General features: G+C 39.4%; 21 protein-coding genes. 16 read left to right on the forward strand and 5 right to left on the reverse strand.

The genetic code is table 11. The features are described 5' to 3' along the window. Window positions 1–39: 39 nt before the first annotated feature. From PT287_RS09815 to PT287_RS09830, 4 genes are all read right to left on the reverse strand, one after another. Window positions 40–243 (reverse strand): hypothetical protein, encoded by a 204-nt coding sequence (locus PT287_RS09815; RefSeq protein WP_277134618.1) that lies wholly within the window; start codon window positions 241–243, stop codon window positions 40–42. A gap of 18 nt (window positions 244–261) precedes the next feature. Then, complete coding sequence (locus PT287_RS09820) at window positions 262–444, reverse strand: hypothetical protein (protein ID WP_277134619.1); 183 nt, start codon at window positions 442–444, stop codon at window positions 262–264. A gap of 451 nt (window positions 445–895) precedes the next feature. Further along, window positions 896–1417 carry a hypothetical protein gene (locus PT287_RS09825; protein WP_277134621.1) on the reverse strand — a complete coding sequence of 174 codons (522 nt, stop codon included), beginning with the start codon at window positions 1415–1417 and terminating at the stop codon, window positions 896–898. An 11-nt stretch (window positions 1418–1428) separates the two neighbouring features. Further along, complete coding sequence (locus PT287_RS09830) at window positions 1429–2304, reverse strand: Cof-type HAD-IIB family hydrolase (RefSeq protein ID WP_277134624.1); 876 nt, start codon at window positions 2302–2304, stop codon at window positions 1429–1431. Window positions 2305–2496: 192 nt separating this feature from the next. Here PT287_RS09830 and PT287_RS09835 point away from each other — a divergent pair, with 192 nt between their 5' ends. The 5 genes from PT287_RS09835 (at window position 2497) to PT287_RS09855 (ending at window position 6337) form a co-directional block, all read left to right on the forward strand. After that, on the forward strand, window positions 2497–3192 hold the full coding sequence (locus PT287_RS09835; RefSeq protein WP_277134625.1) for a uracil-DNA glycosylase: 696 nt from the start codon (window positions 2497–2499) through the stop codon (window positions 3190–3192). A gap of 9 nt (window positions 3193–3201) precedes the next feature. Continuing rightward, window positions 3202–4203, forward strand: a complete 1002-nt coding sequence (pta, locus tag PT287_RS09840) for a phosphate acetyltransferase (protein WP_277134627.1) — start codon at window positions 3202–3204, stop codon at window positions 4201–4203. Next, a complete protein-coding gene (gene tsaE / locus PT287_RS09845) occupies window positions 4200–4685 on the forward strand; it encodes a tRNA (adenosine(37)-N6)-threonylcarbamoyltransferase complex ATPase subunit type 1 TsaE (protein ID WP_277134654.1) in 486 nt (161 codons plus the stop codon). Before pta ends, tsaE begins: the two co-directional genes overlap by 4 nt. A gap of 94 nt (window positions 4686–4779) precedes the next feature. Then, on the forward strand, window positions 4780–5508 hold the full coding sequence (locus tag PT287_RS09850) for a hypothetical protein (protein WP_277134628.1): 729 nt from the start codon (window positions 4780–4782) through the stop codon (window positions 5506–5508). A 13-nt stretch (window positions 5509–5521) separates the two neighbouring features. Beyond that, window positions 5522–6337, forward strand: a complete 816-nt coding sequence (locus PT287_RS09855) for a hypothetical protein (RefSeq protein ID WP_277134629.1) — start codon at window positions 5522–5524, stop codon at window positions 6335–6337. Between the two features lie 51 nt (window positions 6338–6388). On the opposite strand, the gene PT287_RS09860 is transcribed toward PT287_RS09855, so the two are convergent. Beyond that, entirely contained in the window at window positions 6389–6922 is a 534-nt protein-coding gene (locus tag PT287_RS09860; protein ID WP_277134631.1) for a 3'-5' exonuclease, read from the reverse strand. A gap of 98 nt (window positions 6923–7020) precedes the next feature. On the opposite strand from PT287_RS09860, the gene murB reads away from it, so the two are divergent. The 11 genes from murB to PT287_RS09915 all read left to right on the forward strand — a co-directional run bounded on the left by murB (window position 7021) and on the right by PT287_RS09915 (window position 20152). Beyond that, a complete protein-coding gene (murB, locus tag PT287_RS09865; RefSeq protein ID WP_277134632.1) occupies window positions 7021–7920 on the forward strand; it encodes a UDP-N-acetylmuramate dehydrogenase in 900 nt (299 codons plus the stop codon). Between the two features lie 26 nt (window positions 7921–7946). Beyond that, window positions 7947–8792: a diadenylate cyclase CdaA gene (gene cdaA / locus PT287_RS09870; RefSeq protein ID WP_277134634.1), complete on the forward strand. Its 846-nt coding sequence runs from the start codon at window positions 7947–7949 to the stop codon at window positions 8790–8792. Continuing rightward, entirely contained in the window at window positions 8789–9748 is a 960-nt protein-coding gene (locus tag PT287_RS09875) for a CdaR family protein (protein WP_277134636.1), read from the forward strand. Before cdaA ends, PT287_RS09875 begins: the two co-directional genes overlap by 4 nt. A 25-nt stretch (window positions 9749–9773) precedes the next feature. Next, window positions 9774–11126, forward strand: coding sequence for a phosphoglucosamine mutase (gene glmM / locus PT287_RS09880; protein ID WP_277134638.1), 1353 nt, complete (start codon window positions 9774–9776; stop codon window positions 11124–11126). Between the two features lie 228 nt (window positions 11127–11354). Further along, window positions 11355–13166: a glutamine--fructose-6-phosphate transaminase (isomerizing) gene (gene glmS / locus PT287_RS09885; RefSeq protein ID WP_277134639.1), complete on the forward strand. Its 1812-nt coding sequence runs from the start codon at window positions 11355–11357 to the stop codon at window positions 13164–13166. Between the two features lie 224 nt (window positions 13167–13390). After that, entirely contained in the window at window positions 13391–13849 is a 459-nt protein-coding gene (locus PT287_RS09890) for a winged helix-turn-helix domain-containing protein (RefSeq protein WP_277134641.1), read from the forward strand. Between the two features lies 1 nt (window position 13850). Beyond that, the gene (locus tag PT287_RS09895; protein ID WP_277134643.1) at window positions 13851–14447 is read left to right on the forward strand and encodes a Fic family protein; all 597 of its coding nucleotides are present in this window, start codon (window positions 13851–13853) and stop codon (window positions 14445–14447) included. Window positions 14448–14761: 314 nt separating this feature from the next. Then, a complete protein-coding gene (locus PT287_RS09900) occupies window positions 14762–15577 on the forward strand; it encodes a Cof-type HAD-IIB family hydrolase (protein ID WP_277134644.1) in 816 nt (271 codons plus the stop codon). Between the two features lie 18 nt (window positions 15578–15595). Further along, a complete protein-coding gene (locus tag PT287_RS09905; protein WP_277134646.1) occupies window positions 15596–16027 on the forward strand; it encodes a CopY/TcrY family copper transport repressor in 432 nt (143 codons plus the stop codon). Between the two features lie 18 nt (window positions 16028–16045). Then, window positions 16046–16744 carry a hypothetical protein gene (locus PT287_RS09910; protein ID WP_277134647.1) on the forward strand — a complete coding sequence of 233 codons (699 nt, stop codon included), beginning with the start codon at window positions 16046–16048 and terminating at the stop codon, window positions 16742–16744. Between the two features lie 144 nt (window positions 16745–16888). Beyond that, complete coding sequence (locus PT287_RS09915) at window positions 16889–20152, forward strand: BspA family leucine-rich repeat surface protein (RefSeq protein ID WP_277134649.1); 3264 nt, start codon at window positions 16889–16891, stop codon at window positions 20150–20152. Window positions 20153–21270: the final 1118 nt, after the last annotated feature.

A 21270-nucleotide genomic window follows, 5' to 3' on the forward strand; every position in this document is an offset into this window, starting at 1 on the left:
AACACTTTAAGCATTACTGCTTAAAGTGCATCTAATTCATTATTTATCTTCATCAACAGAATTTGACAAAGAGCCATAAAATTCTTCATCTTCTTTATCTCTTTCTTGCCTTTTCTTTCGATCTTTCCAGCAGCTTATACCAGTAGCAATAAGTAAAATTATGCCAACGACAAGACCAAAAATTCCCAAGAGCCTTAGATAACCAATTACAAAGCTCGCCAATAAAATAAAAATCATTACCATACAAATAAAAAATACATGCTATTCACTCTTTTCTTTTTCATTAGCGCTGATGAGCTCTTTTAGTTCTTGCAGATCGTCAAAGGTTGCGTAATTTTTAATAAAATTCTTTGCCGTTGACCGATATGAATAAACATTAGCTTCTTTTCTATGCTTTTGCTGATACTTCTTTTTAGCTCGCTTTTGCGCTTCTGTTACTACCATATTTTTAAATCCTTTAAAATAAGTAAAACAGCTAAAGCAATAATTATTAAATCTAAAATTATTTGAATAACATCAAATAAATATCTATGTTTTTTCATTTTAAAGTTCCTTAAATTCTGTTATACTTATGACAAAGGGACAAGCCTGAGCCCGTCCCCTTGTCTACTACTACAAACCGAATAAATGAAGTAATAGACTTGCAATTGTAGCAAAGCTTGCTATTAAGTCAACTATGAATTTAACTTTTTTAAGGTTAGATTCTTGGTTGGCTTTTTTGTTTGCCTTGCGGTACTTCTTGCGAGTCATATGGCTCACCTCCCGCTTGTAGGTTGTTAGCTCTCTTAGCTAACAATTATATTATGCATGATTTTAATGTATAATAAAAGGGATTTTTTATAAAAATATAAAATTATAAAGTGCCCATAATTATGGGCACTTTATTTGATATTATCTAATTCAAATTAACGTTAACTTTGCGTCCAATTGGCGGGAAGGTCGGTAGTTTTAACGGGGTTGTATGCCACTGGGTAAAGAGTGTGGCGCTTAATAAAATGAAGGGCACATCTTCTGGACGAGCAATATCACAAGTCAAGATAACACCAGTTTTACCAACTTTTGTCTTAACTGTAGCTACCTTTTTAATCCCAAACGAAAACTTGTAGCTGCCTTTCTTAATGCTGCCAGTGACAATGTAATTGAGTCGTGTCAGGTAAAATAAGTTGGTTATACGGCTGTTAAGGCGCTTAACTTTGACTAGAGAATGATTGACCACGTCAATGGTAAACGAGGAAATCAGACCGTTGCCATCAGCGTAAAGTCGGCCAATTTCTTCATGATTGCGTGTTTTTAAGTATAGGGTATGGTTGGGATTATCCAAATTGCCCTGGATAATGTACTGAATTTGCCCGTTGTCGTCAGCGACAGGAATTTGCCCGTATTCATATTCTTGACTTAACTCTAGTAAGTAGCGCATGCGTAATACCTCTATTTCTTAGCGTTATCTTTGATAAACTTTCTTAAGATATAGCCGACACCATCTTCGTTATTGGTTTTAGTTTCAATCTGGGCAGCTTCTTTGATTTTGGGAACGGCATTGCCCATTGCCACGCCGACGCCAGCATCGCGAATCATACTGATATCATTTAAATTATCACCGATTGCGGCAACCTCGTCACGTTTAATGCCCTTTTTCTTGGCATAATCGAGTAGGGCTGCTCCTTTTTGAGCATGAATGTCGTTGATTTCGATATTAGTTGCGGCACTGGAAGTAACTGCAAGGTCGCCCAGTTGTCTGATTTCCTCTTTGACTTTGTCTAATGTAGCGTAGCTCCGACTGTCAAAAGCAATTATTTTCATAATTTCAATCTTTGGGTCAGTAAAAAGCTGCTCAAAACTATCAACTAAAGTCATACTTAACATAGCATTACTGCCGCCAGAAATGGCTACGGCTTCTTTAAAAGATACTCCAGGATTAAGCGTAATTAACGAGTTAGCCAAGTTGAAGACGCGCTTGCTAATGTCCTCAGAATAAATATGGTCAGCAGTTACAATTTCAAAATAAATATCATATTTACGTAGAATCTGGGCTACGGCACTCGCTTTTTGCTTTTGTAAGACATGCTTGACTTGTAAAGTATCATGTTCATCATAAACCAAGGCACCATTAATGTTGATAAAGCCGGTTTGCAGGCCATAATCACGAATAACTGTCCGTGATTGCTTGGGCGCGCGACCGGTTGCAACTAAGAACTCGATGCCACTGTCTTGAGCGGCACGAATGGCAGCAGCGTTTTCTTCAGAAATAGCTACTTGGCTGTTAAATAAGGTGCCATCAAGGTCGCAGGCTACTAATTTAATCAAGGTAAATTCAAACCTCCTTTAATTCGTTTGATTGATTACTTTTTAAATTAATATTAACATACCCCAAAAATATTAACCTTACTTTTTTGAATAGAATATGATTAAGATTATTGCTAATTTGGCGAATTTTATTGCCATCATTGCGTAGTTTCATGATACTATTGAAGTTAATGAAAGTGAGGGTTTATGAGAATGAAGAAGTTTATTGGTAATGACTGGGATGAAATTTTAGCGTCGGTGTTTGCTAGTGATGAATATCACCAGTTGCACGAATTTTTGAAGCAGGAATACGCGACTAAACAAATTTTTCCAGATATGTATCATATTTTCACAGCTTTTAAGTTAACCTCATATCAGCAGACAAAGGTCGTCATTCTGGGGCAAGACCCGTATCATAATCCCGGTCAAGCAACGGGGATGAGTTTTGCTGTGATGCCGGGTGTTAATTTGCCGCCGTCATTGCAAAATATTTATCGTGAACTATACGATGATGTAGGCTGTCAGCCGGTCAATCACGGCTATTTAAAAAAGTGGGCTGACCAAGGCGTGCTATTATTAAATGCTGTTTTAACAGTTCCTTATGGTCATGCGAACGGGCATCAGGGTAAAGGCTGGGAGCAAGTGACTGATGCCGCAATTAAGGCTCTAAGTGATCGTGGAAAAGTTGTTTTTATTTTGTGGGGAAAATTTGCCCAAAATAAAATCCCACTAATTGACCAAGACAAGAATTTTGTGATTAAATCAGCTCATCCAAGTCCATTCTCGGCCGATCGCGGCTTTTTTGGTTCGCGACCGTTTTCACGGTGTAATGCTGCCTTGAAAGAGTTTGGCGAGACGCCGATAGATTGGCAATTACCGCAGACAGTTGGACAAGCAGATTTAGCGTAGGTGAGATTGATGAGTGTATTTGAATTATTAAAGGATAAAGTCCAGGCTAGTCACAAGAATTATCGGATTGTTTTTCCAGAAGGAACCGATAAGCGGGTGATTGTAGCGGCTAGCCGGCTAGCACAAGAAAAGATAATTGAGCCGATTTTGTTGGGTGATCCGCAAAAGATTATGGCAATAGCGCAGGCTGCTGATAGTGATTTGCATGGAGTAACCGTTATTGATAACGCAACTTACACGCATTCAGATGAGATGGCTGCGGCATTCATCGCCGCTCGTGGCAGCCGCGGCAAGAATTTGACACAGCAAGAAGTTGCCACTCAGTTGCAAGATCCTAATTACTTTGGCACAATGCTTGTAAAAATGGGCCAGGCTGACGGCATGGTGTCAGGTGCGGCACATTCGACGGCTGATACTGTGCGTCCAGCATTGCAGTTGATTCATGCGGCTGAGGGGATGCATCGCGTTTCTGGGAGCTTTATCATGGAGCGCGGCAAGGAAAAATATGTTTTTGCCGATTCTGCGATTAATATTGATCCCGATAGCGGTACTTTGGCAGAGATTGCTTATCAATCTGTGCAAACAGCACGGTTAATTGATATTGATCCCAAGGTGGCATTCCTGAGCTTTTCAACTAAAGGGTCTGCCAAGGGAGAAATGGTTGATAAGATGCAGGAAGCTACGGCTCTGTTTCATCAGCAACATCCAGAGATTACTGCCGATGGTGAGTTGCAGTTTGATGCGGCCTATGTTCCAGAAGTTGCGGCAACGAAGGCGCCGAACTCGCCACTTAAGGGTCAAGCCAATATTTTTATTTTCCCAGAATTACAGTCGGGGAATTTAGCTTATAAAATTACACAGCGACTTGGCAACTTCACGGCAATTGGGCCAATTTTACAAGGATTAGCCGCACCAGTTAATGACTTATCGCGTGGTGCTAGCAGTCAAGATATTTATCACATGGCGATTTTGACTGCTGCGCAGGCACTTTTGGGGGATGAGCAAAAATAATGAAATTGGAAGTTAATTCTGCTGCTGAAATGCAGAAAATTGGGGCAGCTATTGCGCAAACAGCGCAGCCACACGACTTATTATTGCTAAATGGTGATTTGGGTGCAGGCAAAACAACTTTAGCGCAAGGTATTGGTCGGGCATTAGGTGTTAAGCGTCCGGTGAAAAGTCCGACGTTTACTATTGTGCGCGAATACCGCGAAGCCAAGTTACCGTTGTTTCACATGGATTTTTACCGCTTAGAAAATGATGATTTGTCCTCAATTGATTTAAACAGTTATTTAGCTGAACCTGGATTGGTTGTGATTGAGTGGCCACAGGTAATCAAGGCTGATTTACCTAGTGAATACTTGCAGTTAGTAATTAGTCGCGTTGATGACAGCTGGAACTCAACTAAACGAATAGTTGAATTTAAGCCGCAAGGCGAGCGTAATCAAACTTGGGTTAATGAAGTATTAGCTAAAATTAGTATAATAAAATAAATTCCGAACAACTTTGGTAATACATTTAATATTGCAGTTAGGTTATTTAATAGTCTATAATAAACTAAGCTATATTTAAAAATGGGAGTTTAGTATGGATAAAAAGAATGTCGTGATTACTCAGTTCTTTATTAATTTATATGATACAAATCATAATCGAATGGTAACAAACACTGATGCTGTTGAGTTAACTCATATATTACAAGAATCTGTCGCTAGATTTGGTGTTGAATTACATACATTAATTAATTTTACAAATACCGGCAAGGTGCCACCTTTACAAAAAATTGTTAACGTCGATTTAAATAATAAATATCCAGAGGGAAAGATTTACTTTCTGCGCTGGGTAGTTACGCTTGAGTATCTTTTACGGCATCCGGAAATTGAAAAAGCAGCAATTGTTGATGCTGGGGATGTGGAAATGATGAACTATCCCTTTGATGATTTAGATCCTCATACTTTATATGTTGGTGATGAAAATAATGATTTGACTGTTCCAATAATTACTCAGGATGGCTTACCAGATTATATGAGAAATTTTCTTGATCATAATCGTTATTTACAATTATTAAATACAGGGATTCTTATTGGTACGAGAAAAGTTTTACTAGAATATTTAACGATTTTTGTTAAATTAGTTACGCAAGATGTCATGGATAGTAAACTGCATCCAGGGCTGTTAGGCTTAGGTGATTGGGAAATGGCAATAGCAAATTACATTTTATATAAATTATTTCCTAGTCGAATTTATCATGGTCGGCAGGTGGCGACATTATTTCAGCATACCCAACGTGAGACTGAGTCTTGGTTTAAGCATAAGTAGGGGATAAAAATTGATGAATGAAAAAGAATTTTTTCAATTTGCCAAAAATAAAATATTTTTGTATCAGAGTGGTTTTAATATTCAAGGAAAAAAAGATGGCCCCATTAATTGTTGGGTGAGAGTTTTTTTAGATGGTAGTGAATCACAAAACTTTTTAACAGTCATCTTTAATGCCGATCATACTTTAACTTATCCTGCTAAATTAGGCTTCCTTCCTCCGGAACGCAAGTGGCAATTTGATGAAGGCAAGCAAGAAATTAATCTTTTTGATGAATCAGGAGCCAATTTAGTGTCTGCGTATTCATTACCTACAAGCTTTGATGAAGGTCACTTTGTTTTAAGTAAGATTAATGCTCCTGATAAAAGATATCTTGCCTTTACGACGTTTGATATTTTTAAGAAAAAGCAGAATGAGCCAACTTTTGCTAGCCAAAGGGTGGTCTTTTTGTGTGATGGTCAGTCAGTTATGACAGAGCAAGAAATTAATCATTATACGGTTGAACATTGTTGTGAAATTAATACTATAACTAACGATGAAGTGGATACATGGGATCTAGTTAATCAGGTGTGGGATCGGATTACCCAAGATGAAAAATTAAAGGATCTCTGTGTATTTCTAGAAGGCAAACCTGATCTAGATAAGTCTGCTTTTTCGAAAAAATTAGTAATAAAAACGACAAACAAACATCAGCAGTATATTGCGGGGCCACGCAGTGATATGATAATTGTTTTGTCACAATTGTTGACTTTGCACTATCGAGAACGGCTGGCAGAAAGTGCGGAATTACATACGCCAGTACAATTGTTAAGTCAGGTAATTACCAATTAAAAGTTTAATAACCCAAAAATAACCTTGATAGCTAAGACTATCAAGGTTATTTTATATCTGATAAACCAAATTTTTAATTGCATCATCGCCAAATTGCTTATTTTGCGCGATTAAAATCCCAGCACATGCTTCGCTGTCGCTGAGGGCATTATGGTGGTGCCACAATTCTACATTTAAAGCCTCTGAGACCGTGTCCAACTTGTGATCATGCAGGTCTGGTTGAAATAATTTACTAGTTTGTAAGGTGTCAATCACAAAATAATGTGGTTCTTGAATGTCGTAGCGTGCGAGGCTTTGGCGCATCACATTGGTGTCAAAGCGGGCATTATGGGCTGCTACTAGCATCCCCGGTTGGTAAAGTTCCTTGATTTGGGGCCATACTTCTGCCATTGTCGGCGCGTCTTGGACATCACTAGCTGTAATGTCATGCACCTGAATGTTGCGCGCATCAAACGGCATTTGCGGATTAATTACAGTATAAAAGCGGTCAACTATTTTGTTATTTCGGACCATTACTAGCGCCAGTGAACAGGCACTTTCCGAATGATGATTAGCAGTTTCGAAGTCCATTGCAATAAAGTTCATTTTTTCTCCTTTAAAACTTAATTTTAGTATAACATAGGATGAAGCCAGTAGATTAATGCGGTAGAATATAACAAGATAGATTGAAGGGGCGTTTGGCTTTGGAATTATTAGATTTAGAAAAGCACGGCATTGACATTAAAGAGCAAGTTCCACTCAGTAAATATACATTTACCAAGACGGGTGGTCCCGCGCAATACCTTGCTTTTCCCAAAAATGAAACAGAATTAATGCAGTTAGTAGCAGTCGCAAAGCAAGAACGGGTTCCCTTAACTGTGATTGGCAATGCATCAAACCTGATTATCCGTGATGGTGGTATTGCCGGACTGGTGCTCATTTTAACAGCAATGAACCAAATTACGGTGACAGCTGAACAAGTGACGGCTCAAGCTGGTGCACGGATTATTGATACCGCATTTACTGCCGCTCATGCTGGCTTAAGTGGGCTAGAGTTTGCGGCTGGCATCCCCGGTAGTGTTGGCGGTGCCGTTTTCATGAACGCTGGTGCGTATGGCGGTGAAACTTGTGAAGCCGTAAAGTCAGTTAGGGTTTTAACGCGCACTGGTGAAGTAAAAACTTACACTAATGAAGAAATGGCCTTTTCTTACCGGCATTCACTGGTGCAAGAGACTGGTGACATTGTTATTGCGGCCACTTTTGAACTAACAAAAGCACCCAAGGCACCAATTTTAGCTAACATGCATTATTTAAATGCCTTGCGGCGTTACAAGCAACCGCTGGAATATCCCTCTTGTGGTAGTGTCTTTAAGCGGCCGACGGGGCATTATGTTGGACCGATGATTATTCAAGCTGGCTTGCAAGGACGACAAATTGGCGGCGCGCAAGATTCAACTAAGCATGCTGGTTTTATCGTTAACAAAGGTGGTGCAACAGCAACGGATTATTTGAATTTGATTCACTTAATCCAAAAGGTCATTAAAGAAAAATTCGCTATTGATTTACAAACTGAGGTTAGAATTATTGGTCAGGCAACTGATTAAGAACATCCTATCAGAAAGGAGTATTTATGCATTTTAATCTGGCAAATATCTTTACGTGGAGTAACTTTTCGCTAGTGCTCGATGTTTTGATTATTTGGTTTTTGGTTTATCACCTGATTATTTTAATTAGGGGGACCAAGGCTGTGCAACTGGCCAAGGGAATTGTGCTGATTTTTATTGTGCGCATCATTGCTGGCATTTTGCAGCTGCACACGACAACGTGGTTGATTGATCAGATTGTGTCGTGGTCGGTAGTTGGGATTATCGTGATTTTCCAACCAGAAATTCGGCGTGGACTTGAGCACTTAGGGCGATTGCCAATCTTTGGTGGTCGTGAAGAAAGTGCGCACGATGAGTCGATTAAGTTCATCAAGGAATTGGACAAAGCCATTCAGTACATGTCCAAAAGACGAATTGGTGCCCTGATTACTATCCAGCAGGAAACTGGACTTGAGGATTATATTGAAACTGGGATTAAGTTAAACGCTGATGTAACCGGTGAATTATTAATTAACATTTTTATTCCTAATACACCGCTGCATGATGGTGCGGTAATTATTAATCAGGATCACCAAATTGCCGTGGCCGCTGCATATTTGCCGCTGTCGGACAGTACTATGATTCCTAAGCGTCTTGGAACTAGACACCGTGCGGCTGTCGGAATTTCTGAAGTGACGGATGCGATTACCATTGTGGTGTCAGAAGAAACTGGTGGCGTCACAATAACGCGTAACGGGCGCTTCTTACTGGATATGAGCCGTGATGAATACTTGAAATACCTTAAGGCAGAACTTGTCCCTAAAAAAGAAAAGGATACCAAGTGGTACCAAAGGATATTAGGTAAAATTTGGAAGTGGGGTGCTGACCGATGAAAGATTTTTGGCATAAGTCATGGGTTACTCGGGTAGTCTCATTGTTAATTGCAGTCTTGTTGGTCATTTATATTAACTACACCCAAGAGGGCTTCATGACTCAGGGACAACCGGATCGGACTAAGCAGACAGCAACCCAGACCCAGACGGTCAAGGTACCATTACAAGTTTCAGTCGATACCGACAATTACTATGTTGTGGGTTATCCGGCTAAAGTCAGTGTTACTTTGGAAGGAGCTAATGCCTTAGTTACCTCAACGATTAACACGCAAAACTTCCGGGCCTACATTGATTTAACGAATAAAAGTATTGGCGAGCATGATGTTCACGTTCACCTCAGCGGGCTGAGTAATCAGTTGGCATATACAATCAGTCCTAAAATCGTCCATGTGAATATTCAACGACGAAAATCAACGACAATGCCTGTTCAAATAGAGTATAATAAGACTGCTGTGGCCCGTGGTTATAAGTTGGGTAAGGCAAGTGTTGACCCGCAACAAGTTGAAGTGACGGGCGCGCGCGGTGAGGTTGATCAGATTGATCAAATCGTTGCCAAAGTTGTCTTACCTAATGACATTACCCATACGTTTGAACGGCAAGTAAATTTGATTGCCGAAGACCGCAAAGGTCGCCAGCTTAACGTGATTATTGAGCCAGCAACGGCTAAGGTAGTAGTACCGATTTCAATTGCTAAAAAAGAAGTCAAGTTGGCATTGGTACCTAAGCATGAAAATACTAGCAAGGTTTACTCGCTGACAGCTAAAAATGATTACGTGACAATTTACGGTAGTCAATCAGCACTTGATAAGATTAAAACTTTAGCAGTTCCGGTTGACTTGAGCGCCGTTAATGCATCGACTACCAAGATGGTGCCGCTAAAGTTGCCACATGGTGTGATTAAGGCAAGTATGCCGCAAGTAAGTGTGCAGATTAAAGTCGCAAATGTAAATAATTAAAGTTAGAAAAGAAAGGTTGTTTTTAATGTTAAAGTATTTTGGTACTGATGGTGTGCGCGGAATCGCAAATCAAGATTTATCTCCAGAATTAGCATTTAAGTTAGGTCGTGATGGCGGCTATGTTTTGACTAAAAATAAAACCAAGGAAGAACAAGCCAAGGTTCTAGTATCACGTGATACGCGGATGTCAGGGCAGATGCTTGAGTATGCTTTGATTTCCGGTTTGTTATCAGTTGGAATTGAGGTCTTGGAAGTTGGCGTGATTACCACCCCAGGATTGTCTTACTTAGTTCGTGCACAAGGTGCCGATGCTGGTGTGCAGATTTCTGCATCACATAACCCAGTTCAAGACAACGGCATTAAGTTCTTTGGTAGCGATGGTTTGAAGTTGTCTGATGAAATGGAAGGCGAAATTGAAAAGTTAATCGATGCTAAAGAAGATACTTTACCACGGCCATCGGCTGCAGGGTTAGGCACTGTGACTGACTTCCATGAAGGTAGCTCTAAGTACCTCCAATTTATCGAAAACACAATTCCTGAAGACCTCGATGGGATTAAGGTTGTGATTGACGGTGCTAACGGTGCTGCCAGCAGCCTAATTTCCCGGTTATTTGCTGATTGCGGCGTTGATTTCACCACAATTGCCACTCATCCAAACGGGATGAACATTAACGACCATGTTGGTGCTACTCATACTGAGAAATTGCAAGAAGAAGTTGTTAAGCAAGGTGCCCAATTGGGTCTAGCCTTTGATGGCGATGCTGACCGCTGTATTGCTGTTGATGAAAACGGCAACGAGGTTGACGGTGACCACATTATGTATGTTTTAGGTACTTACATGGCTGAGGGTGGCCGCCTCAAGAACGACACAATCGTGACTACTGTGATGAGTAACCTTGGCTTTACTAAGGCACTTGAGAGAAAGGGCATTAAAAATGTCCGCACGCAAGTTGGTGACCGGTATGTTTCCGAAGAAATGCGTGCAAACGGCTATAACCTCGGTGGTGAGCAATCAGGGCACGTAATCATGAGCGACTATCACAACACTGGTGATGGGATGTTAACTGGGTTGCACTTGATGCTGGTGATGAAGAAGACTGGTAAGTCATTAACCGAGCTTTTGGCTGACTTTAAGGAATACCCACAATGCCTTGTTAATGTTCCTGTTGCCGATAAAAAGAGCTGGCGTGAACACCAACCAATCCTTGATGTGATTAAGGAAGTTGAAGCTGACATGGGCGATGAAGGTCGCGTTCTTGTTCGGCCATCAGGGACTCAATCATTGCTGCGGGTGATGGCTGAAGGCCCAACTCAAGAAGAAACCGATGCTTATGTTAAACGCATTACAGAGGTTGTTGAACGCGAAATGGGAATTTAAATGTTAAGATCACTAAATTAATAGCGAAAATAATATTAATTAAAAAGTAACAGAAAAAATTTTTTCTGTTACTTTTTTTGGTATGACAGACTTTTTAGGTGACAGTCTATACCAATTATGAATTTTAGTACTTGACCAATTTGCTAAAAAAGAATAATATTCCTTGCGTAACATGAAATTAAAACCTAGTCCATAATTAAAAATTAAACTAGACCAAAGGAGAAAAATATGTGCGGAATTGTTGGTGTTGTTGGTAAATCTGCCCGCGATATTGTGTTAACTGGCTTAACTAAACTTGAATATCGTGGTTATGATTCAGCCGGAATTTATCTTAATGACTTGCAGGGCAAGGAATACTTGACTAAGGCGGTTGGTCGCATTCAAAATTTGAAAGAACAGATGACTTCTGATGAGCAGGGCTTGGTTGGTATTGGTCATACGCGCTGGGCCACGCATGGTAAACCGACAACGAGTAATGCTCATCCGCAATATGATGAAACTGAGCGTTTTTATTTAGTTCATAATGGTGTGATCGAAAATTATCAAGAATTAAAAACTAAGTATTTAGCAAATGTTGAGTTCAAGTCAAATACTGATACGGAAGTGGTTGTCCAATTAATTAGTAAAATTGCCCGCAAGCAGGAAGTTGATGCTTTTACAGCATTAAAGAGCGCGCTGAAATTAATTAAGGGATCATATGCGATTTTACTTGTGGATAATACTAATCCAAGTCATATTTATGTGGCGAAGAATAAGTCGCCATTAATGTTGGGGCTAGGTGCTGGGTTCAACGTAATTGCTTCAGATGCCTTGTCAGTTCTCGATCAAACTAAGACTTTTGTTGACTTGCATGATGGTGAAGTTGCAGATATAACCAAGGACCATTATGTATTAGAAACAATTGCTGGTGCGCCAGTAACGCGTCAGTCGCGGACGCTTAATATTGATCCTAATGCTGCTTCCAAAGGGACTTATGAATTTTATATGCTGAAAGAAATTTCTGAGCAACCAGGGGTTTTGCGGCATTTAATGCAATATTACTTAGATGAAAACGGCGAACCAAAAGTTGCTGCTGAAATTATCACGGCTTTAGCACAAGCCGATAAGTTTTATATTTTTGCAGCTGGTACAAGTTATCATGCAGGTTTGGTAGGTAAGGCATTATTGGAAAAGTATACGGGTGTGCCAACCGAGGTTGACTTTGCCTCTGAGGCTGGCTATCACTTCCCAATGATGTCACAACATCCGGTTTTAATTTTCTTATCTCAATCTGGTGAGACTGCAGATTCGCGGGTAGTTTTGCAAGAAGCAATTAAGCGCCAGTTACCAAGTTTGACACTGACAAATGTACCCGGATCGACTTTGGCACGAGAAGCAACTTATGCTATGTCACTTGAAGCCGGCCCTGAAATTGCGGTGGCCTCCACTAAGGCTTATATCGCACAAGTCGCTCTGCAGGCGATTTTGGCTAAAGCAATTGGTGAAAAAAATGGGCAGCAAGTTGCCCGTGACTGGGATTTGAAAGCTGACTTGAGTTTAACAGCTGAAGGTATTGAGCAAGTTTTATCTGACGAAAAGAAGATTAAGCACCTAACTGATAAGTTGATCGTGCCATCACGAAATGCATTTTATATTGGGCGAGGCATCGATTATCCAGTTGCACTTGAGGCTGCTTTGAAGTTGAAGGAAGTTTCCTATATTCAAACTGAGGGTTTTGCGGCAGCAGAATTAAAACACGGAACAATTTCATTAATTGAAAAGGGTACACCAGTGATTGCCTTGATTAATGATCCTGTAACTGCTGACTTAATGCGTGGTAATATCCAAGAAGTAATTGCTCGTGGCGCGAGTGTAATTACGGTGGTCAACAAGGAATTAGCGAAGGCAAGTGATGATCTGATTTTACCAGAGGTTAATTATTACTTGTCACCATTGATTACAGTTGTAGTGGCGCAGTTGATTGCCTATTATGCCTCGCGGGATAAGGGGCTTGATGTTGATAAGCCACGTAACTTAGCTAAAAGTGTTACGGTTGAATAATTTGCAAAAAGCTTCTTATTATATAGGGGGCTTTTTCAGCCTTAATAATCAAACTTTGTGAATTAAGAATGTTTCACACACAAGAATTCTAATTTATTGGGATTTTTATTTTGGCGCTTCTAACTGCTTCATAAACTAGACCAATTAATATATTTGTCAGCTTAGAGACTGAAAGTGTCTTTTGAATGACTAAAAGCGTTATAATTATGGTAAGGAGAGTGATAATGATGGAAGCAAGTTTGAAAAATATTATTGAAGATGAAACAGCGCTGCCCAAGGTGTCAGAACTAGAACGGTTAACCAATATCCCGCACAACACAATTTCCAACGCCCTTAGACGCCCAGTAGGCAAAACCAGCTTTGAGGTAGTTGCCAAAATCTTGATGGCTGCTAAGGTGTCAATCGATAAGGTAGCTAAGGAAACTGTGGCAACTAAAGAATTGACACCTGCCCAAGAAGAGAAAGCTTTTATGTCACAGACTGATCTAAAGAGTTTAACTATTATGGGCATCAAGTTCTCAACCCAAGAAAATTACTGGAAAACTAGGGACAGCATCCTCAACAGCATCTATGAAGGTCACCACTCAACCATTAGGGACGTCAAGGATGCCTATAAACAATTAGAAGAACATGTACCAATAGACCATGTTGTAGCAGATATTATTAGCGAGTATCAAAATTAGCATGACTGATTGGATAAAACAAACCTTACAACCTAATGGTACCTTGAAAAATAAGCTAAATATCACTGATGCTGATAAATTAGAGGAGGCAGAGTATCGGATTACTCAAGCCAGATATATAGGTGTTCCTCATTATGAGATTAAAGATATTAGTGCCCTCAGCCAGATTCATGAATATCTTTTTGGCGACATCTATGACTGGGCAGGCAAATATCGACCAGGTGACTTCCATAAAGGGAATACCGAATTCTTTCCTAGGAAACTTTTTGAAAATGCCATCAAGGACGCTAATAGAAAGATTGACCATATTAATGAGGCAGATTATAAATCTGATAGCATCCTAGCTGTTGACCTGGCGGACTTACTGCTAGAAGTTAATCAGTTTCACCCTTTTAGGGAGGGCAACGGTCGTACTCAGCGTCTATTTATTATCATGTTAGCAAGGCAAAAGGGCAAGACAATGCATTTGAGCAAAGTAGCTCCTGCCTATGAAGATTACATGACTGCCTGCAAAAAGGACGATAATGACCTAATGGCGCAAACAATTATGAAGGCTTTCCAGAGAGCCATAGGCTATGAGTTAACCATTGAACAATAGAAGGTAATGTGTTTCTTTCAGTTTATAATTAGCGCTAGTTAATATTCAGCATGATTGCATACCAATTCTGAACATGCTACAATACAATTGTAAATAAAAAGAAGTCCTGTTTGTACCAGAACTTCCTAAACATGAGTTTCCGCATAAAGAGCGGTAGCTTAATTATAGTTTAGCTAAAGGCTATCCCATAACTCGGCAAAAGTTATAAGTGGGATGGTCTTTTTATATACCCAAAATAATATTATCTGGTTAGAGTGGTTTTTTGCCCTAAGTCTTTTGTATAATAAAGGGGATGAATATGTGGGAGGCAACTAATGACGATTAAATTAATAGCAGTGGACCTGGATGGTACGTTGTTGACATCGACCAAGCAGATTTTGCCAGAAACGGAAAAGGCTCTTAAGCAGGCAAGTGCGCAAGGGATCAAGGTAGTGCTGGCAACGGGACGACCATTATCTGGAGTGATGCAGTATAACAAGCAGCTGGGGTTAACGGGTAGCGACCAATATAATATTGTGTTTAATGGTGCCGTAATTCAAAATCTGGCGGGCAAGGTCCTAATGGATATGAAGATGAATTATCATGATTTTACAAATATGTTAAAGCTGCAACGGTTGGCTCATGTTAATTTGCATTTTGAGACGCCGGAGTGCTTTTGGACTTGCGACCGGGACCTTGCAATGCATCTTAATGTCAATGCTGCGGTTAATAACAGTATGATTAAGGTGCGCAAGGTTGAAGAAATCCCCCAAGATTTTACCTTTAATAAGGTAGGTTTTAGTATGACTGCAGATGAGGCAGAGGTTGACAAACTCTGGAATAATATTCCTGAGTGGGCCTTTGCGCAGTATGATGTCGTGCGTAGTTTTGCTAATATAGTGGAACTAAATGTCTTAGGTGCCTCAAAGGGTAACGCCTTAATGGATTTAGCAGCGCGGCTCAAGATTGAGCAACAACAAGTGATGGTCTTTGGCGATCAAGGTAATGACATTTCAATGTTTAATAATCCTGAGTTTACTAAGGTAGCGATGGGCAACGCAACAGAGCAGATTAAGACTAGCGCCGACTATGTTACTGATGATAACGATCATAATGGGATTGCACGCGCACTTAAAAAGTTCGTTCTATAATAAATTTGAGTTGATAAAATGACAGAAAAGATTAAGGAACATAATATTTCTGAAGCAGAGTGGGAAGTCATGCGGATTGTCTGGACCTTGGGTGCAACACACACGGGAGACATAATTAAGCAGCTGCAAGCCAAGAAGGATTGGTCAGAATCAACAATTAAGACCTTAATGGGTCGATTGGTCAAAAAAGGCTTACTAAAAACCCGCAAGGATGGACGACGTTTTGTTTATACGGCAACGGTAACGGAAAATCAGATGATGGTTCAAGTTACAACTGAAATGATGAGTCACATGTGTGACATGCACAAGGGACAAATGCTGATTGAAATCTTGCATGGTATACCACTGTCGCAGGATGACATTGCAATAATGGAACAAGAATTGGCTCAGAAGGCGAAGACAGCACCTAAAATGGTTGATTGTAATTGCCTTAGTGTTCACGATTGTTAGGTAAGGAAGTGTCACTTAATGAGAAAAATATTTGCTTGGATTGTGCGTGTAATCATGGTCATCGTGATTGGCACGTCTGGTTATTTAATGTTAAAGAGTCCTGTGACAGTTGGCGTGCCAGATGTGCGCCAAGCGGCACACGTAGCTTTAAATAAAAGCGCAACTAATGATGAATTACGGGCGTCACTCAAGTTGGCACAAAAGACGGGGTTAGAAGATAAAATTTTGCGTCAATTACCAGAGCAGTATCATTATGACTTGTCTTATAGTCACTTGTATAACTTGGGGGTTACTTATGAGGCTAACGGTGAACTAACTGCGAAAAATCTGCACATTCCGCAAACTAATAATGTCCAAAAGGTATTTAGTAATTATCTAATAAAGGCACTTAACCACAAGCTGCAGCAGGATGATAAGCAGCTCGAGCAAGTAATTACGATTTTTCATTGTGTAATTTTGGTAATTTTGTTAGCTTTTCTCTTGGCGGCACTAATGGTAATCTTTGGCAAGTATGGCGCGGCTCTCGTTCTCTTGCTAGTTGCGATAGGGTCGTTTGGCATGCTGCAGTATTGTGCAGGTCAACTAGCACAAAATTTGCGTGTCCAATTAGCTGTTAACATCAGCTTGGTTACCTCAGAGCAGCTTTGGCTGGCACTCTGGTTGGGGATTGGTGGAGCTATTATCTGGCCAGTCTGTCTGCGTCTAACTAAAAAGTAGTGTACCTAGTGACTTTATAACAAACTTTAATATATAAAAAACAGTAGTAAAATTTAAATTTTACTACTGTTTTTGTATTGTATTAATCAATAGTTGCGCTATAATGAAAGCGGAAACAATATTTGGATAGAAAAGGAGATAGTTATGATAGGTAAGAATAACTTTTCGGAAAAGTTGAAACAAATATCGAGTATAAATAAACAGCCACACTTTTCGATTAGGAAGTTAACAGTGGGTGCTGTATCAGTACTATTGGGCTTTAGCTTTGTAGCGATTAACCAACAAGTGGTTAAGGCTGATATTGCTAGTCCAGCGGTAAGTAAACAGGAAGAGAGTTTAAATACGTACTCTGCTCTCAATAAATTTTTGCGTACAGATGCCGAGACTGATAAAACTTCAAATACTGTCGCAACGGAAAAGCCAGCGATACCGTCATCTACTGAGCAACAGCCACAAAAACCAGCAGGTAATACTTCTACTACTACATCGATGCCTACAGAAAAGCCAACATCGACTGAGCCACAAAAACCGGCAGTTAACAACGATTTAGCTGAAGCTGCGACTCATTTGCAAACTAACATTGCAACTGCTAACACATTTATGCAGACTGAAAATTATGCTCAGGCAGCTACAGAAGAAAAAGCTGACTTGCAGTTAGCCGTTAATGATGGTCAAGCATTATTAGACCAGTATAGTAAATTGAATACCGTATCTGATATACAGGTCCAAGTTAAGACTGAGGTAATAGCAACTGATCAAGTTACTGTAGCAGCCTTGAATGATGCAAGTACAAAAATCAAGCGAGCATTGACTATTATTCTGCAGGAACAAGCAACTAACTCTGTTAAAGTTGCTACAGATGGTGACTGTGATCTATTGTGGGATGATAATTCTAAAACATTACATGTTATGGCGGGAATAAAGGGTAATCATTTAGCTAATGCCTTGTCTGCTAATTTGACTGAGGACTTATATAGTCAAATAGTTCATATTAAGATCGATGATAACCTTGTTTTACCTGCTAATAGTTCCTTTATGTTTTCAGGGCCATCAATTTTTAAAGGCTTAAATTCACTAACAGATATTACTGGTTTGCAAAATTTAGATACTAGTCAAGTAACGAGTATGGCTGATATGTTTGCTAGTGATAGAAATTTACAAAGCTTAGATTTAACTGGCTTTAGTACTTCTCAAGTAACAAATATGGACATGATGTTTGACAGTAATATTAAATTAAAAGCTTTAGATTTAAGCATGTTTGATACCAGTCATGTGGGCAATATGTCCAGTATGTTTAATAATTGTCATAATCTAGTCGAGCTAAATGTAAGTAGTTTTGATACTAGTAATGCTCTCTTTATTTCTGGTATGTTCGGTAACTGTTACGGTTTACGAAGCTTAGACTTAAGCAGTTTTAATACTAGTAAGGCAGAATACTTTAATTTTATGTTCTCTGGGATGGGTTCAAAATATAATTTCGTTTTGACCCTGCCAGCACAAAAATTTGCAAATAATAGTGGTTTGAATGATGGCCGTAGCTTTATCCAGGCAGTTGATGCTGCTGATGGTGGCACCATTACGCATCCAGTAGGAACTATCTACAGTCCAGCAGAATTCCAAGCACTATATGCTTCAGCTAATCCACCAGCAGAAACTTATGTTATAAATTCGACTCATGATAGTGAGCGTTACACAGCAAGTGCTAAGTCAGCACCGTTATATGCAGCTGCTGGACAAGATCTTGCTAGTGCTAGTGAACAATATTTACAATTTACTGATCAAGCTGATCATTCAGTTAAGCCATTAGCAGAATTAGAAGCAACCACTGATTTATTTAATAAGCAAAATAAGATAGTTACTGCTGTTAAGTGGAGTGGTTCAAAAGTTGATGATCAAGGCCGATTAAGTAAGACAGCTACGGGTGAAGTTAATGTAATGGCAACTATTACTTATGGTGACGGTACGACTGCTAATGTACCCGTAACTTTGAAAGTAGTTAGATCAACTTCTACTTATCATGTTAGCGCTAAAGAAGGTGGAGTGCTTCAATTACATGCTGCCGATATTGGGACTGCTGCGACTAATGACTTGGTAGCCTTCCATGATCCAGCAGCTATTGACCGATTATTATCAGTAACCACAAGTGATGGTAGTGCAATTGATCCCAGCGCTGTAATTGATCACCTAGAGTGGACAAATAATGGTCAGCCGTCAACGGATTATCTTGCAATTAGTAATGGTCAGCCAACTAATTATGCATCAGCTGAAATTAGAGTTGTCTATACCGATGGTAAGAAGTCGAATCCAATCCAGATTAAGGCTGATATTGTTGGTGCAATTTTAAAAAATGATGCAAAAATTATAATGAATTCTAGCTTAAAACCTATTTCAGCAAGTGATAAAGTACCTAATGGTGCTGATTATCTCGACTTAAGTCATTTGGCTGATAAATATCCAGTTACTTATTACACTTGGTCTGATGATCCTGATCAAAATACAGATCTTAATATTAATTATGCTGATAATGGTACAACTAAAAATGCCTATTTGATGGTTCATTATCAAGATGGGACGCAGCAAGCTGTGCCAGTAACAATTTTGATTAAGAGCCAGGCAGAAGTAGATCACTTTACCCAAATAGCACCAATCCAAGCACATGAAGCAAATGTTGAAAACACAGTTTTGGAAGCATTTCCTCAATTAACTGACGCTAATAATTGGGGCGAATTATTAAAAGGTAATTTAGATGATGTTAAGAGCATTAGCTGGTCGGATGAGGCAGCAGTTAAACAGTTATTGCAGAAAAAGGGTCAACATAGTGCCCAAATTGTGATTGAGTTTAAGGATGAGTCTAAACAAATAATGGAAGTAACAGTTCAAGTTAATGCAATTAATGCGATTGCCGCTGTGCAAAAAGAATTTCTTTCGAGCTTAACACCAGTTGACCATACGGTCAATGATCTTAAGGCAGTTAATTACCTTGACCTTAGTCAAATTGACTCTAGTCAAGTGACAGCTTATACTTGGTCAGGGGATGCCCAAGATACTACTGATCTTGATGTTAATTATGCTCACAGCCAGGGCGGCAGCTTGATGGCTTATATTATTGTTCATTATCAAGATGGGACTAAGCAGGCAGTGCTAGTACCAGTGAGAATTAAACCACAAAACCTGCAGTGGCAATTTAAGCAGACACAACCAATTACAATGCAGTTGAATGCTGTAGAAGCACCAGCAGAATTCAATAAGCCAAGTACTTTCTTAGCAAATGCTGATTTAATCACCAATATTGCATGGGTAGGTAATCCCGACACGAGCGCAGTTGGCTCAATAACGAGTGCAGTTAAGATAACTTTTGCCGATGGCACTAGTTTGATACATCTCATTCAGATTAATGTAGTTAAGTAGTCTTTTATAATTAGAAAATAATTTTGATAGATCAAGTGTTCTTTGTGAACAACTTGATCTATTTTTTCCTTTATATGACATGCTTTTAGCTAGCTTAGCTAGCTACAAAAGCGCCACAAGTCCAGCCAAGATTGCAATAACAGTATTCAAAAGATACTGGACTAAACCCTTTCCTTAGAATTTTACAGTTATAGCTTTTTTCTAAAAACCGTTAGTCCTTCAAACTAGAGCGGTTCTTTCGTGCTTACTTAAGAAGCAAAAAATTTATTGTTCACCAAAATTGCATACCAATTTTGAGCGTGCTACAATATAGCTGTAAATAAAAAAGAAGTCCTGTTGGTATCAGGACTTCTTGACATGAGTTTCCGCTTAAAAGCGGTGACTTAGTGGCTTTTTAAAATTAAAACCGCTAGTGTCTCAAACTAGAGCGGTTTTTGTATACTTGGATTTTTTCCAAGCGGCAATGCAATGCTGTAACTTGTCTGGCGTCTTCGCAGCAGTATCTAACAAACTATTAAATAGCTTAATAATTCAATTTTTAACTTTATTTGGTGCTTACTTAAGAAGCAAAAAATTTATTGCTCATCAAAATTGCATACTGATTTTGAGCGTGTTACAATGTAGCTGTAAATAAAAAAGAAGCCCTACTGTAATAGGACTTCTTAACATGAGTTTCCGCATGAAAGCGGTGACTTAACGGTAATTTGACAAAAACCGCTAGCCTTTCAAACTAGAGCGGTTTTTTTCGTGCTTGGATTTTTTCCAAGCGGCAATACAATGCCGTAACTTTTTTGGTGTTTTCGCAGCATTATCTAACAAACTATTAAATAGCTTAATAATTCGATTAGCTAGCCACAAAAGCACCAGCAGTCCAGCAAAGATTGCAATAACAGTATCCAATAGGGTACTGGACTAAGTCCTTTCTTTAGGATTTTGCAGTTATAGTTTTTTACACCATACGCATCATCTCCCAGTCGAGAAATTAGTCACCGCGTTCTAGCTTCTACTCATGTTAGACTAATTATAACAAAATAAAGTTGCAATTAGGCAAGTTATTTTTTATTCGGAAGCCAAAACTTATTGCTCACCAAAATTGCATACCAACTTTGACAGTGCTA

The organism is Lactobacillus sp. ESL0679 (assembly GCF_029433515.1).
Lineage (GTDB): Bacteria > Bacillota > Bacilli > Lactobacillales > Lactobacillaceae > Lactobacillus.